Annotated in this window: 13 protein-coding genes, 1 tRNA gene and 1 pseudogene; 7 read left to right on the top strand and 8 right to left on the bottom strand. The window is 56.3% G+C overall.

Translation table 11 applies throughout. The annotated features are described in order from the left end of the window. From pheT to thrS, 6 genes and pseudogenes are all read right to left on the bottom strand, one after another. Positions 1-2,387: pseudogene (pheT, locus tag BFR47_RS16490) on the bottom strand (phenylalanine--tRNA ligase subunit beta). 15 nt (positions 2,388-2,402) lie between these two features. Next, positions 2,403-3,386: a phenylalanine--tRNA ligase subunit alpha gene (pheS, locus tag BFR47_RS16485; protein ID WP_071474080.1), complete on the bottom strand. Its 984-nt coding sequence runs from the start codon at positions 3,384-3,386 to the stop codon at positions 2,403-2,405. A gap of 155 nt (positions 3,387-3,541) precedes the next feature. Then, a complete protein-coding gene (gene rplT, locus BFR47_RS16480; RefSeq protein WP_071474079.1) occupies positions 3,542-3,898 on the bottom strand; it encodes a 50S ribosomal protein L20 in 357 nt (118 codons plus the stop codon). A gap of 14 nt (positions 3,899-3,912) precedes the next feature. Further along, complete coding sequence (gene rpmI, locus BFR47_RS16475; protein ID WP_071474078.1) at positions 3,913-4,107, bottom strand: 50S ribosomal protein L35; 195 nt, start codon at positions 4,105-4,107, stop codon at positions 3,913-3,915. A gap of 74 nt (positions 4,108-4,181) precedes the next feature. Further along, positions 4,182-4,679, bottom strand: a complete 498-nt coding sequence (infC, locus tag BFR47_RS16470) for a translation initiation factor IF-3 (RefSeq protein WP_281245988.1) — start codon at positions 4,677-4,679, stop codon at positions 4,182-4,184. Between the two features lie 41 nt (positions 4,680-4,720). Further along, entirely contained in the window at positions 4,721-6,655 is a 1,935-nt protein-coding gene (gene thrS, locus BFR47_RS16465; RefSeq protein ID WP_071474076.1) for a threonine--tRNA ligase, read from the bottom strand. A gap of 376 nt (positions 6,656-7,031) precedes the next feature. Here thrS and BFR47_RS16460 point away from each other — a divergent pair, with 376 nt between their 5' ends. The 3 genes from BFR47_RS16460 to BFR47_RS16450 are packed head-to-tail and all read left to right on the top strand — an operon-like array spanning position 7,032 to position 8,881. Beyond that, a complete protein-coding gene (locus BFR47_RS16460; protein ID WP_071474075.1) occupies positions 7,032-7,895 on the top strand; it encodes a fructosamine kinase family protein in 864 nt (287 codons plus the stop codon). A gap of 8 nt (positions 7,896-7,903) precedes the next feature. Next, complete coding sequence (locus BFR47_RS16455; RefSeq protein ID WP_071474074.1) at positions 7,904-8,650, top strand: pteridine reductase; 747 nt, start codon at positions 7,904-7,906, stop codon at positions 8,648-8,650. A gap of 27 nt (positions 8,651-8,677) precedes the next feature. Continuing rightward, positions 8,678-8,881: a CPXCG motif-containing cysteine-rich protein gene (locus BFR47_RS16450; protein WP_071474073.1), complete on the top strand. Its 204-nt coding sequence runs from the start codon at positions 8,678-8,680 to the stop codon at positions 8,879-8,881. 42 nt (positions 8,882-8,923) lie between these two features. Here BFR47_RS16450 and BFR47_RS16445 read toward each other — a convergent pair whose 3' ends face one another. After that, complete coding sequence (locus tag BFR47_RS16445; RefSeq protein WP_071474072.1) at positions 8,924-9,529, bottom strand: riboflavin synthase; 606 nt, start codon at positions 9,527-9,529, stop codon at positions 8,924-8,926. 160 nt (positions 9,530-9,689) lie between these two features. Between BFR47_RS16445 and BFR47_RS16440 the strand changes: the two genes are divergently transcribed. The 4 genes from BFR47_RS16440 (at position 9,690) to aptA (ending at position 14,130) form a co-directional block, all read left to right on the top strand. Then, positions 9,690-11,078, top strand: coding sequence for an MATE family efflux transporter (locus BFR47_RS16440; RefSeq protein WP_071474071.1), 1,389 nt, complete (start codon positions 9,690-9,692; stop codon positions 11,076-11,078). Next, positions 11,023-12,057 (top strand): DUF3080 family protein, encoded by a 1,035-nt coding sequence (locus BFR47_RS16435; RefSeq protein ID WP_071474070.1) that lies wholly within the window; start codon positions 11,023-11,025, stop codon positions 12,055-12,057. The genes BFR47_RS16440 and BFR47_RS16435 overlap by 56 nt, the downstream gene beginning before the upstream one ends. Positions 12,058-12,148: 91 nt before the next feature. Continuing rightward, a tRNA-Val gene (locus BFR47_RS16430) sits at positions 12,149-12,225 on the top strand. Between the two features lie 582 nt (positions 12,226-12,807). Further along, positions 12,808-14,130, top strand: coding sequence for an omega-aminotransferase AptA (gene aptA / locus BFR47_RS16425; protein ID WP_071474069.1), 1,323 nt, complete (start codon positions 12,808-12,810; stop codon positions 14,128-14,130). A gap of 71 nt (positions 14,131-14,201) precedes the next feature. Here aptA and BFR47_RS16420 read toward each other — a convergent pair whose 3' ends face one another. Beyond that, complete coding sequence (locus BFR47_RS16420) at positions 14,202-14,795, bottom strand: FMN-dependent NADH-azoreductase (RefSeq protein ID WP_071474068.1); 594 nt, start codon at positions 14,793-14,795, stop codon at positions 14,202-14,204. Positions 14,796-15,152 lie beyond the last annotated feature (357 nt).

Genomic DNA, 15,152 nt, shown 5'->3' with positions numbered 1-15,152 from the left:
TCAATCCCTCAAGGAAGCACTAAACTCGTCAGAAAGTGCCGAGACAATACGCGCCACGGTGTCGGCAATCTCTTTCTCTTCCAAAGTCCTGTGGGTATCCTGCAACACCAAGCCGAGTGCGAGACTCTTCTTGCCGTCGGCAATTCCCTGCCCTTGGTATACATCGAACAAGTTTAATCCAACCAATTGATCTCCGCCAACTTTCCTAGCTAAATCAAGGATATCGCCGGCGGCAACTTCATTATCGACCACCAGCGCCAGATCGCGGCGGTTGGCCGGGAAACGGGACACTTCCACCGCTTCCGGCACCCGGCGTCCGGTGAGGGCCGCCAGCTCGATTTCAAACACATAGGCCTGGGACTTCAGACCCAGCTTGCGCAGCAGACTCGGATGCACGGCGCCGAGCAGACCAACCTGTTTGTTGTCGCGCAGCAGTGCCGCAGACTGCCCCGGATGCAGGGCACCGATATCGGTACGGGCAAAGGAGAAGCTCAGCTCGTGGGCACTCAGGGCCAGCAGGGCTTCGACATCGCCCTTGATATCGAAGAAGTCCACGCCCTTGTCGGCCATGTCCCAGTGCTCGTCCACCACCGGGCCCAGCAGCAGCCCGGCCAGAACCGGGGTCTGGCGCACGCCGTTTTCGGCACTGGCGTCCGGGACAAAGGTCAGCCCCTGTTCGAACAGGCGCAGCCGTGATTGCTGGCGGTTCTGGTTGTAGACCGCCGCCTGGATCAGACCCGGCCACAGGGACACCCGCATCACGGACATGTCGGCGGCGATGGGGTTGGGCAGCACCATGGTCTCGGCGTCCGGGAACAGCCGTTGTTGCTGAACGGGATCCACGAAGCTGTAGGTAATGGCTTCCTGATAACCCAGATCCACCAGCGCGTCTTTCAACCGGTTCAGGGGCAGTTTGGCTTCCTGATGGCGAGACATGGTCAGGCCGGCCACCGGGGCCACATCGGGAATGTTGTTGTAACCGTAGATGCGCGCCACTTCTTCCACCAGATCTTCTTCGATACTGATGTCGAAACGGTAGCTCGGCACCACGACCTGCCAGCCGTCGGCGGTGACGGTCACATCCAGGCCCAGACGAGACAGCATGTCGGTCACCTGGGAGGCTTCGATGTCGATGCCAATCAGACGATTCAGTTTGGCATGACGCAGGGTCACGGTGTTGGCCTGGGGCAGCTCGGACTCGGCTGCGGCTTCCACTACCGGGCCGCTTCGCCGCCACAGATGTCCAGCAACAGCGCGGTGGCCCGCTCCATTACCTTGTGCTGCAAGCGGTAATCGACGCCGCGCTCGAAGCGGTGGGAAGAGTCGGTGTGCAGGCCGTAGTTGCGCGCCCGACCGGTAATGGCCAGCGGGCTGAAGAAGGCACACTCCAGCAATACGTCGCGGGTGGTCTCGGTCACGCCAGTGGCTTCGCCGCCGAAGATGCCGGCCATGGCCACGGCCTGTTTCTCGTCGGCAATCACCAAGGTGTCACTGTTCAGGCTGACCTCAACACCGTCGAGCAGGGTCAGCTTTTCGCCCTGCTCCGCCATACGTACGGTAATGCCGCCGTTCAGGGTCGCCAGATCGAAGGCATGCATCGGCTGGCCCCATTCCAGCAGCACGAAGTTGGTGATGTCTACCACCGGGTCGATACTGCGGATACCGCTGCGACGCAGTTTTTCCTGCATCCACAGCGGGGTGCTTGCCTGGACGTTGATGTTTTTGACCACCCGGCCGAGGTAACGAGGGCAAGCCGCCGGGGCCTTCAGCTCGATGCTCACCCGATCATCGATGCTGGCGGGGACCGCCGGGATCTCGGGCCAGTTCACATCCTGCTGGTTCAGTACACCCACTTCCCGGGCCAGGCCGGCCATGCTCAGGCAGTCGGCGCGGTTGGGGGTCAGGTCCACTTCGATGATGACATCGTTCAGGGCCAGGTACTCGCGTACCGGGGTACCGACAGGGGCATCGGCCGGCAATTCGATGATGCCACTGGAGTCCAGCTCGATGCCGAGTTCGCCGTAGGAGCACAGCATGCCGTGAGACGGCTGACCACGCAGCTTGGCTTTCTTGATCTTGAAATCGCCGGGCAGCACGGCGCCGACCACGGCCACCGCCACCTTCAGGCCCTGGCGGCAGTTGGGTGCGCCACAGACGATGTCCAGCAGCTCGTCACCGCCGACGTTGATCTTGGTGACGCGCAGCTTGTCCGCATCCGGGTGCTGGCCGCATTCGACCACCTCGCCCACGACCACCTGACTGAAGTCACCGGCAACCGGCTCGATGCCATCCACTTCCAGCCCGGCCATGGTGATTTGCTCGGCAAGAGCCTCGGCGCCAAGGCCGGTATTGACCCATTCATCCAGCCATGATTTTGAAAATTTCATTATTGCTCCTGCCGCTTACCGGAATTGCTTGAGAAAACGCAGATCATTTTCGAAGAAGGCGCGCAAGTCGTTCACGCCATAACGCAGCATGGTGAGACGCTCGACACCCATGCCGAAGGCGAAACCACTGTAACGCTCGGGATCGATGCCGACGGAGCGCAGTACATTGGGATGCACCATGCCGCAACCCAGTACTTCCAGCCATTTACCGTTCTTGCCCATCACATCCACTTCGGCACTGGGCTCGGTAAAGGGGAAATAGGAAGGACGGAAACGGATTTGCAGATCTTCTTCGAAAAAGTTGTGCAGAAAATCGTGCAGCACCCCTTTCAGCTGGGTGAAGCTGACATTTTCGTCGACCAGCAGGCCTTCCACCTGATGGAACATCGGGGTGTGAGTCTGATCGTAGTCGTTACGGTAGACCCGGCCCGGTGAAATGATGCGGATCGGTGGCTGCTGCTGTTCCATGGTGCGAATTTGCACGCCGGACGTCTGGGTGCGCAGCATCAGCTTGGGATTGAAGTAGAAGGTGTCGTGATCGGCGCGGGCCGGATGATGCGCCGGAATGTTCAGGGCGTCGAAATTATGGAAATCATCTTCGATTTCCGGACCTTCAGCCACCTGGAAGCCCAGCTCGCCGAAAAAGGATTCGATGCGCTTGATGGTACGGCTGACCGGATGCAGACCACCGGCAGCCTGGCGGCGACCCGGCAGGGTAATATCCAGGGTCTCACTGGCCAGCTTCTGGTTCAGTTCGGCCAGCTGCAGCGCCTCGCGCTTACTGTTGATGGCATCGCTGACAGCCTGTTTGGCCTGGTTGATAACCTGACCGGCGGCGGGGCGCTCTTCGGCAGACAGCTTGCCCAGGGCCTTGGACTGTTCGGTAAAGAAGCCCTTTTTGCCCAGATAATGTACCCGGATGTCATCCAGTTCGGCGGCGTTGGCGGCAGCCTGGATCTCCGCCTGTGCTTTGACGATCACGTCTTCCAGCTGATCCATGTATTCCTCGTTACTTGCCCGCTTGATGCAGACACTGAATAATTTGAAAGGCCTTGATAATAAAGGATATGTCTCGTCCCTGCCACCACTGAGCCCGGCAGAGAGCAACAAAAAAGGAGGCCGGAGCCTCCTTTTTTATTTATCGTCTGAGCGACTTAAACCAGGGCTTCTTTCGCTTTGGCAACCAAAGCAGTGAAGGTGGTCTTGTCGTGTACGGCGATGTCAGCCAGGATCTTGCGATCGATTTCAACAGAGGCTTTTTTCAGGCCATTGATGAAGCGGCTGTATGACAGACCATTCTGACGGCTTGCTGCGTTGATACGCGCAATCCACAGCTGACGGAACTGACGTTTTTTCTGACGACGGTCACGATAGGCATATTGACCGGCTTTGGTTACTGCCTGTACCGCTACGCGATAAACGCGTGAACGGGCACCATAATAACCTTTGGCCTGTTTCAGTACTTTCTTGTGACGAGCGCGTGCAGTTACACCACGTTTAACTCTTGGCATTGTTCACTATCCTCTTAAGCAGTCGGCAACATGGATTTGATCTGGGCAACGTCAGACGCCGCTACCAGACACTTACCGCGCAGCTGACGCTTACGCTTGGTGCTTTTCTTGGTGAGGATGTGACGCAGGTGGGATTGCTTGCGCTTAAAACCACTGGCGGTCTTTTTAAAGCGCTTTGCAGCACCTTTGTTCGATTTCATTTTCGGCATAAAAACTCCGCATTGTTAATAACAACAAACAGCAAGGCGAGCCGGGTAGAAATTACCCGGCTACTTGCAGGGCCTTACTGTTTTTTCTTCGGGGCAAGCACCATGACAGCCTGACGCCCTTCCAGCTTGGGAAAGGCTTCGACCACGGCCAATTCGTCCAGATCCGTTTTGATACGGTTGAGCAAATCGAAGCCGAGCTCCTGATGCGCCATTTCACGACCGCGAAAACGCAGCGTGACCTTGGCTTTGTTGCCCTCTTCTAAAAAGCGAACCAGGTTGCGTAGTTTTACCTGGTAGTCGCCATCATCGGTGCCGGGTCGGAACTTGATTTCCTTGACCTGGACTTGTTTCTGCTTTTTCTTTTGTTCCTTGGTCGCCTTGCTCTTCTCGTAGAGGAACTTGCCGTAGTCCATAAGACGGCAGACGGGCGGCTCGGCATTGGGACTGATTTCCACCAGGTCTACACCTGCGCCGGCGGCGGCTTCAAGAGCCTCGGTAATGGATACGACGCCCATGGGCTCGCCTTCCAGGCCGACCAGACGGACTTCTTTCAGTCGGATTTCTTCATTCAGTCGATTGCGAGGAGCTGGTTTGCTCCCTTTTTTAGCGCCTTTTATAACCTATCCTCCACTGTTTTCTTACCGCGAGTAAGGATCTCCTGCTGTATCAGCTTTGTCAGCTCTTCTACATCGAAGACGCCGAGATCCTGTCCTTTCCGGGTACGAACCGCTACTTTGCCGGCTTCGACTTCTTTATCGCCGCAAACCAGCATGAAAGGTACCCGCTTCAGAGTATGCTCGCGGATTTTAAAGCCTATCTTCTCATTTCTCAAGTCCGCTTTGGCCCGAATGCCAACATTATTCAGACTGTTAGCCAGATTGAGGGCGTAATCGGCCTGATTATCGGTAATATTGAGCACCACTACCTGATTCGGGGCCAGCCAGGTCGGGAACAGACCGGCGTACTCTTCAATCAGGATACCGATAAAGCGCTCGATGGAGCCGAGAATAGCACGGTGAATCATCACCGGTACATGGCGTTCGTTGTCTTCACCCACATAACTGGCCCCCAGGCGACCCGGAAGTGCGAAGTCGAGCTGAACGGTACCGCACTGCCAGGCCCGGTTCAGACAGTCGTGCAGAGTGAATTCGATTTTTGGGCCGTAGAAGGCGCCCTCGCCCGGCTGCAGATCGTAGTCGATACCGGCGGCCTTGAGCGCCTGCTCCAGAGCCAGTTCGGCCTGATCCCAAACCTCGTCACTGCCGATGCGCTGCTCGGGGCGGGTCGAGAGTTTGACCGCGATGTTGTTGAAACCGAAGGTTTCGTAGGTGTCATACACCATCTGGATACAGGCAGAGACTTCTTGCTGGATCTGCGCTTCGGTACAGAAGATATGCGCATCATCCTGGGTAAAGCCCCGAACCCGCATCAGGCCGTGCAGGGCACCGCTCGGCTCGTTGCGGTGGCAGCAGCCGAATTCCGCCATGCGCAGCGGCAGATCCCGGTAGGATTTCAGTCCCTGATTGAAGATCTGCACGTGGCCCGGACAGTTCATCGGCTTGATGGCGTAGTCCCGGTTCTCGGAATGGGTGGTAAACATGTTTTCGGCATATTTGTCCCAGTGGCCGGATTTTTCCCACAGCACCCGGTCCATCATGAAGGGGCCCTTCACTTCCTCGTACTGGTACTCGCGCAACTTGTCGCGCACGAACTGTTCCAGTTCCCGGAAGATGGTCCAGCCGTCGTTGTGCCAGAACACCATGCCCGGCGCTTCTTCCTGCATATGATAGAGGTCGAGCTGCTTGCCGATCTTGCGGTGATCGCGCTTGGCCGCTTCTTCCAGCTGCAGCAGATAGCCCTTGAGCGCCTTCTTGTCGGCCCAGGCGGTGCCGTAGACGCGCTGCAGCATCTTGTTCTTGGCATCACCACGCCAGTAGGCACCGGAGACTTTCTGTAGCTTGAAATGCTGACAGAAACGCATGTTGGGCACGTGCGGGCCACGACACATGTCGATATATTCTTCGTGGTGATAGAGACCGGGTCTGTCTTCCTGGCTAACGTTCTGATCCAGAATTTCTATCTTGTAGGGTTCATGCCGCTGGGCAAAGGTGTCCCGAGCTTCCTGCCAGCTGACCTTTTTCTTGATGACCGGGTATTCGGTCTTGGCCAGCTCCAGCATCCGGGCTTCCAGCTTGCTGATGTCTTCTTCGGTCAGCACATGGTCGAGATCGATGTCGTAATAGAAACCGTTGTCGATGACCGGTCCTATCGCCATCTTGGTCTGGGGCCACAGCTGCTTGATGGCATGACCCAGCAGGTGAGCACAGGAATGGCGGATGATCTCGAGACCGTCCTGATCCTTGGCGGTGATGATGGCCAGTTTGGCATCCTGCGTGATCAGCTCGCAGGCATCGACCAGCTGACCATCGATACGGCCGGCGATACAGGCCTTGGCCAGTCCGGGACCGATATCCTGAGCCACGTCCAGTACGGAAACGGCCTGTTCGAAATGGCGTTGGCTGCCATCGGGAAGAGTAATTGTCGGCATGAAATGTCCTTAACAGTGGTGCACCCTACCAAAGCGCACATGTAATGCATGAAAATGAACCTAATATAATGAAAAGCTTCATGGCTGCGTCAACCATCTGACTTACCTTGCCAGTCTGGCACGCCTCTGGTGCTACCCGGCGGCACAGGTTGAGAGCGAAAGACTTTACCAGAATTGCCCTTTTCCTGCCATGGGCGGCCCATGATTAGACAGCGGGTGCAGGAGCCTTGACCACCCCTCTCCCATCGCGCCATCAATGATGTCCGGTTCGTGGTTTGTTTATCGATGTTGGGGACGTCGTTTTTGATCTTGATGGGGTTTTGTCGGCAATCTCATGGCCTATACTGTGCTCAAACCAAGACTTAGCGGAGGCGCTATGTGGCATGTAATCGCCCATCAGATTTCACAGGCAACCGGCAGAGACTTTACGATCAATGAAAAAAAACCGCTGCCGGGTGGTGAGATAAACCAGGCATTTGCTCTTTCGGATGGCCAGAAAAACTACTTCGTCAAACTGAATGACAAGGCGCGGGTGGATATGTTCAGCAGCGAATGGACCAGCCTGGACCATCTGCAGCGTAGTCAGACGCTGGTGACTCCCAAGCCCATTTGTTGTGGCACTACCCCCACCAGCAGTTTTCTGGTTCTGGAGTACCTGTCGTTTGACGAGGCCGATGAGCAGGACTGGTACATGCTGGGTCGCCAACTGGCTCATCTGCATCAGAGCCATGATCAACCGATGTACGGCTGGGATGAAGACAACTTTCTCGGGCTGTCGGTACAGCCCAATGCCTGGCACAAAAAATGGTCGACCTTCTTTGCCGAACAGCGCATCGGCTGGCAACTGAAGCTGCTGGAAGAAAAGGACATCCGTTTTGGTGATATCGAAGAGGTGATCGGGGGTATCAAGCAGCATCTGATTAATCATCAGCCCCGCGCCTCACTGTTGCACGGTGATCTCTGGCGGGGTAATGTCGCGTTTTGTAAGCACATGGGGGTGATATTTGACCCGGCCTGCTACTTTGGTGACAGAGAAACCGATATTGCCATGACCGAACTGTTTGGTCAGTTTCCCCGTGTGTTCTATCAGGGTTACAATGCGGTCTGGCCTCTGGAAGAGGGCTACGCCGAACGGCGTGACATTTACAACCTTTATCACCTGCTCAATCACGTCAATCATTTTGGCGAACCCTATTTCGAGCAGGCCAAAGACAGCTTGTATCGTATTATTGCCAGTTAGGAGACCCCATGCCGCAACCCGTGGTATTGATCACCGGAGCCGCCAAGCGTATTGGTGCCGAATTAAGTCGCTACCTGCATCAAGAGGGCTATCGGCTTGTCCTTCATTATCACCGCAGCGAAGCCGCGGTTACCGCCCTGCAGCAGGAACTGAATGCCGCCCGCCCGGACAGTGTCCGTCTGTTATGTCAGGATCTGACCCGTCTGGATGAATTGAACGGCATGGCCGATAAGGCCGTTGCCTGCTTTGGTCGCCTCGATGGCCTGATCAACAATGCGTCCAGTTTTTATGCCACGCCATTCGGCAACGCTTCTCCTGCGCAGTGGCAAGAGCTGGCCGCCACCAATGCCGCCGCACCCTATTTTCTGAGTCAGGCACTGGCTCCGGCATTGAGGGACAGCCGGGGCTCCATCATTAATATGGTGGATATTCATGCCGAAAAAGGATTGAAACAACATCTGCTGTACAGCATGGCAAAGAATGGTCTGGCTACCCTGACCCGGGGACTGGCCGAAGAACTGGCCCCCCTGGTGAGGGTGAATGGTATCTCTCCCGGCGCCATTATCTGGCCGGAACACAGCTTGACCGAACAGCAAAAACAGCAGGTATTGAACTCGATTCCCATGGGCCGCTTGGGACAGCCTCGGGAAATCGCCGAAACGGCCGCCTTCCTGCTGGCGGGCCCCCGTTACCTGACCGGGCAGATCATCGCCCTGGACGGTGGACGCTCCAGCCGTGGGTTACCCGAAGCCTGAGTCGACACCAACATAAGGAACAACCCGATGCGAGACTATTTTGAGCAAAATATCCTGTGCCCTCACTGTGGTCATCATACTCGCATCGCGGTGGATGCATCAGAAGGCGATCAGGACTATTACGAAGACTGCATGGCGTGTTGCAACGCCATGCATATTGTTGTCAAACGTAATGAACAAAGCGACAGTGTCGAGTTGAGCGTCGATGCGGATGATGAGCAGTATTTCTAATCAGGTTTCTGTTAAACCAACACCTTGTATGTTGGCATAATATTAGCGTGTTGCCATCACACGCTCTACCGTATCAACAATAGCCTGAGTCTGCGGATCGATTTCGATGTTCACCCAGGTGCCGGCCACAATTTGGCCCAGGTTGGTTCGCGCCAGGGTTTCGGGGATAAGGTGCACCGCAAAACGATCGCTACGCACCTCTCCCAGAGTCAGGCTGATCCCGTCGATGCCAATATAACCCTTGGTAAACACGTATTTGGCCAATGCCTCCGGTAGCGCAAACCACAGGGTGGTGTTGGTATCGGTAACCTGTAGCTCAAGCAGCTCGCTCTGGGCCATGATATGGCCCGACATGGCATGACCACCTATCTCGTCGCCAAAGCGCGCGGCCCGTTCCAGATTGACCTTGTCACCTGGCCGTAACCGGCCAAGGTTGGTGACCCGCAATGTTTCCTGCATCAAATCAAAACTTACCCTGTCGCCCTCGATGGCGGTCACCGTCAGGCAGCAGCCGTTGTGCGCCACCGAGGCGCCCAGTTCCAGCCCCGGCAGCATGGCTTCCGGCATTTGAACGAAATGCGTGCGGAAGTCGTTTTTATCCCTGATCTCGAGCAGGGTACCCTGCCCTTGTACTATTCCGGTGAACATGAGTCTTTCCATCTAAAAAGTCAGTTGAAGATAGTGGGAAAATGCCCTCATCAAGGCTATATTCCCCAAACATTGCCGATTTACCCTGTGTTTCCACTACTCATCGAGCGCCGTGCCTTGATGTCGGCCACGTAGTCCTTCTACTGCAAGCGAGAACCCAATGGCCTTCAAGCCTTATCTAGCCGAAATCCCGCGTTTACTGCGGCTTTGTGGCCCCATACTGGTGGCACAGATAGCACAGACCACCATGAGCTTTGTCGATACGGTGATGGCCGGTCAAGTCAGTGCCACCGACATGGCGGCGGTAGCGGTAGCCACCAGTTTCTGGTTGCCGCTGATCCTGCTGGTACAGGGGGTGATCATGGCGTTGACCCCCATCATATCGCAATTAAACGGTGCCCGTCGCCATGGCGAAGTCGCCGGTGCCGTCCATCAGGGATTCTGGCTTACCATAGTGGTTACCCTGCCAGCCATGCTGGCACTGTATTTCTCGCCGCTGGCCCTGCAATGGATGGACGTGGAGCCGTTGCTGGCAGAAAAAACCACCGGCTATTTGCACGGTATTCTGTGGGGCATGCCCGCCTATGCGCTCTACCAGGTGTTGCGTAACTTCAGCGAAGGACTGTCTCATACCCTGCCGACCATGGTGATCGGTTTTATCGGCCTGGCGGTGAACATTCCGGCCAACTATATCCTGATCCACGGCAAGTTAGGGCTGCCGGCCCTGGGTGGCGTTGGTTGTGGCTATGCCTCCGCCCTGGTGTTCTGGGCCATGCTGCTGGCCATGGTCATCTATACCCGTCGCTCACCCCTGCTGCAGGGTTTCAGCATTTTTGCCCACTTGAGTGCTCCCGACTGGCCCCGGATATCCCGACTTTTTCGACTGGGCTTTCCCATTGCCATGGCGATTTTCTGTGAAGTGACGCTCTTCACCGTCGTGGCGCTGTTGCTGGCCCCACTGGGTTCAGAAGTGGTCGCCGGTCACCAGATTGCCATCAACTTCTCCAGCATGATTTTCATGATCCCCCTCAGCCTCGGCATGGCAGTGACCATACGGGTGGGCCACTGCCTGGGAGAAAACAAGGCGGTACAAGCCCGGACCATCGGTATTGTCGGCATTGTTTTCGGTTGTCTGGTGGCGATCATGACGGCCCTGGCCACCGTACTGGGACGCCACGGGATCGGGGCACTCTATACCGACAACAGCGCCGTTCTGGAGCTGGCGGCCAGCCTGCTGCTGCTCGCCTCCCTGTATCAGATCTCCGACTCGGCCCAGGTTATCACCGCCGCCGCCTTGCGCGGCTATAAGGATACCCAGGCCATTTTTTATATTACGGTGGTCGCCTACTGGCTGTGCGGACTGCCTGCGGGCATGGTACTGGGCCTGACCGACTGGCTGGTACCGGCCATGGGCCCTCACGGCTTCTGGATTGGTTTTCTGATAGGCTTGTCGGTAGCGGCACTGATGTTGATATGGCGACTACGGATTATTTATGAACGGGTGGAACATCGCAGGCGGGCTGGCTTGCCTCTGGTTGACGGCATGTAGCCCGCAGAATGAGCTGGAAGCGCATTTTCAGACCTACCTGAAACGGGTTGCTCACGTTCTGGAGGTAACAGCGCCAACCTTGAGTCCGGCGGCGGCCCTGCCGCCGTTGCCTCCTCAGCGAACACTGCAACAGGCACAGCCACGTATTCACTCCGGACTACTCGACGCCCTCAAACTCCGCCAGTGCCGATTGCTAGAGCTGGTCGCCGAGCACAACGGTCCGGTCGGCAAAAGCCAGACCGCCGCGCTCCAGCTGTTATATCACCTGCAGTTTCAGCAAGGAATGCGGCGTTGCCTGACAGATACCGATGATCCGGCACTCGCGGACTGGTTACGGCACATTGCCGCACAAAAGGCGCCTCTGTTACCGGGTTATCACTGGAACATGATGGTCAGTGAACCCGACATCCGTGCTGCCCTCAGCCCCCGGCAGCGCCCCCTGAAATTTGAACAGCAAAGCGGCTATCAGGAAACCATCGCGGCTTTCGAACTGTTTGCGCAGCTGCACGATCTGGCCGGCAACAGCCAGGGGGATGCCCCTCTCACCCCGAGAGAATTGAATCAGGCCCTGGGTGGGCTTTACCACAATGACTATCTCGGGCGGCTGTTTTACTCCCTGCACAGTGCTGCCCACTATCTCGGTATGAGCCTGGCGTTTCTGCAACAACTGGAAGGGTTTGACTGCCGCCGGGGCGGAAAAGTCCAGGCAGAGCGACTACGTAACGCCATGCAGCACTACTATATCGAAGGTATTCAGCGTTATTTCAGCCAGATAGATCGCCAGTTTGTGCAACTGGCCCCCTTGCTGCAACACACCCTCACTCCACCGCCAGACCGGCAGGAATTAATGCATGAATATCGTGAACAGGTCGGCCTGGGGCTGAACAGCCGGCTCTATCGTCGCTATCGCACCCTGACTCTGGAGCACGCCCGGTTGTGGCAACGTTTTCTGCGGCGGTGCGATATTTCACCGACTTGAACAATAGTTCTTCATCCGTTTGTTCAACAAGAAAAAATACTTGCCCAGCCCCGTCCCCTTGGCTAGTATACCGCTCGCTTCAAGACAGTATGCGTCCTTAGCTCAGTTGGTTAGAGCACTACCTTGACATGGTAGGGGTCGGTGGTTCGAATCCACTAGGACGCACCAGATTCTGAAAAGCACACTCAATGAGTGTGCTTTTTTCGTTGTACTCTCCCCTGCTGAACTCTGTTTCTCAAGCCCAAAGCCTGAAGCAACCTCCCTCCTCTCGCCGTGTTCTGCTCGCCAGAATCAGGATGACGGGCCTTCTGCTCGCTCCCGTATGAACCGGGATTCGGAAGTTCTGCTGCTCTATTCTGGTCAACACATTGCATGTTGGCATAATAAAATGCCGCAATCAGCCCATCAGTCTCTGGTCGGTAGCCTCCTCCGGATTCAACCAGTGATGAATGGCGACCCGCGTCTGCTCATCAGGAGTTTGTGGCCACCCGCAGCAGATTGACCGGCATGTTCGGTAGTGTCATCAGCCGCTGTAGCTCCTCCGGGGGCACAGGTTGCACTCTGGCGGTAATAACTCCTGATCTGTTTATTGCTCACCACAGAACCATCACCTCCGAGATCATCATGTTTAAGCATGTCAAACTGAACATTGAAACGACATGATTTTCCAAACATTTCATCTTCTCCACACTGCTCATATTCACCAAACCGCACAGCAAGCGGATATCGAGAGTCTGAGGGAGTGCCAAGATGAATACCAACGAACTAGCCGCCCACTGGATGCCATTTACCCCCAACAAGGGATTCAAGGCAAAGCCGCGTATGCTCACCGGCGCCAAAGGCATGTACTGGACCACGGACGATGCGCGCCAGGTACTGGATATGACCGCCGGTCTGTGGTGCTGCAACGCCGGTCATGGCCATCCGCATATTGCCGAGGCCATCGCCAGGCAGGCGCGCGAGCTCGACTATGCGCCCTGTTTCGGTTTTGGCCACCCGCTGTCCTTCGAGCTATCTGAGCGTCTGGCACGGCTGGCGCCGGGTAACCTGAACAAGGTGTTCTATACCAACTCCGGCTCCGAATCGGTGGAAACCGCCATGAAAATGGCGCTGGCCTATCATCACGCCCGGGGCCTCGGCAGCAAGCAGCTGTTCATCGGCCGGGATCGCGGCTATCACGGCGTCAATTTCGGCGGTATTTCGGTAGGGGGGCTCACCAACAACTACAAGGCTTTTGGCCAGTGGATTCCCAACGACCATCTGTCCCATACCCAGGATCTGGAACGGAATGCCTTCTCCCGGGGTCTGCCCCTGCATGGCGGCGTGGAAAAGGCCAATGAGCTGGAAAAACTGATCCAGCGCCACGATGCCAGCCGTATCGCTGCCGTCATCATCGAGCCCATCACCGGTGCCGGCGGCGTTCTGCCACCTCCGGCCGGATATCTGAAGCGTATTCGGGAAATCTGTGACCAACACGGCATCCTGCTGATCTTCGACGAGGTGATCTGTGGTTTCGGTCGAACCGGCGATGTATTTGCCAGCCAGACCTTCGATGTGGTTCCGGACATCATGACCACCGCCAAGGGCCTGACCAACGGGGCCGCCCCCATGGGTGCCGTGCTGGCCGGAGATCATATCCATGATGCCGTGGTGGACACAGCCGGTGCCGGAGTCGAGTTTTTCCATGGCTATACCTATTCGGCCCATCCGCTGGCCTGTGCCGCCGCCATGGCAACCCTGGATGTGTACGAGCAGGAAGGTCTTTACTACCGCGGCGCAGCCGATGGCGAGATCGCCCGCTATCTGGAACAGGGTTTGCACAGTCTGAAAGGCCTGCCGGGGGTAGTGGATATCCGAAATTATTCGCTGATTGCCGCCGTCGAGTTCGAGCCCATGGCCGGCAAGCCCGGTGCCACCGGTGGGTTGATCCAGACCGACGCCTGGGAACAGGGCATGATGTTGCGCTCCCTCGGCGATGCCATCGCCATGTCACCACCACTGATCATCGGAAAAGAGCATATCGACCAGACCATCGGCATCCTGGAGCGCAGTATCAGACAACACTTTGGCTGAAGACGTTGGTTAACGACAAAGTGATGAAATGAGAGAGGGGCTGTCATGACAGCCCCTTTTTCTGGCAAGGATCAGACGGTATCGAACACGGTGTTCAGCTGGTGCCGTGCATGCGCCAGCCCCGCCCGTTGTTCCTCTTCCCCCATGTTCAAGGCTTCAGCATAAACGAACTCGACCTCGTTGATGCCGATAAAGCCCAGCACGGTCCGCAGATAAGGGGTGATCATCTCGGTAACGCTGTCTTTGTGCCTACCGCCACGGGTGGTCACCACCACCGCTTTCTTGCCGGTCAGCAGCCCTTCCGGCCCCTGTTCGGTATAACGGAAGGTCACACCGGCACGACAGACAAGATCAATCCAGGCCTTGAGCTGTACCGGTACATGGAAATTGTACATGGGAGCGGCAATCACCAGGGTATCGGCCGCCTTCAACTCTTCCACCAACTGGTCCGACAGCGCCAGCACCGCTTGCTGCTGCTCGCTCAGGTTGGCACCGCCCCGCAGGGCCATGGCGCCAGCACCATCCAGCATCGGCAGCGGCTCGGCAGCCAGATCACGTATCGCTACCCCGTCATGGTCGCTTCGTTCAATCTGCTCATCTATCAGTTTGGCTGACTGCGAAAATTCACCCAGAATGCTGGATTTAAGTACCAGTGTTTTAGCCATCCGCTCACTCTCCATTCAATAAATTCATTTAGTAACAGCAGGTTGCCATTATGACTCTCTGCGTCATCTCGACTGTGATATCACTTTATGACAGGACCTGAATGATAGAAATCGGAAAATAACGCACAACAATGTCAATTTTTTTGAATACACAGGGACGATCAAAGGCAGGGTTGACGTAAACGTAAACAGTAATTTTGTGGGGAGCATAAAAAAGAAAACCCTCGCAAGCGAGGGTAAAACAAACGGAAACGTGCTTAAACAGAGCTACACATCATACCTAACAAGTTGCTTACTCAGGCTGTAGCAAATGGCCAGACCTTGATGCACGTCCAATCTAACCGGTGCATATAGCTA

Source organism: Oceanisphaera psychrotolerans (assembly GCF_001870485.1).
Classification (GTDB): Bacteria; Pseudomonadota; Gammaproteobacteria; order Enterobacterales; family Aeromonadaceae; genus Oceanimonas; species Oceanimonas psychrotolerans.
Note: the sequence above shows the minus strand (reverse complement) of the source record. Positions and strands in the feature narration are given on the sequence as shown.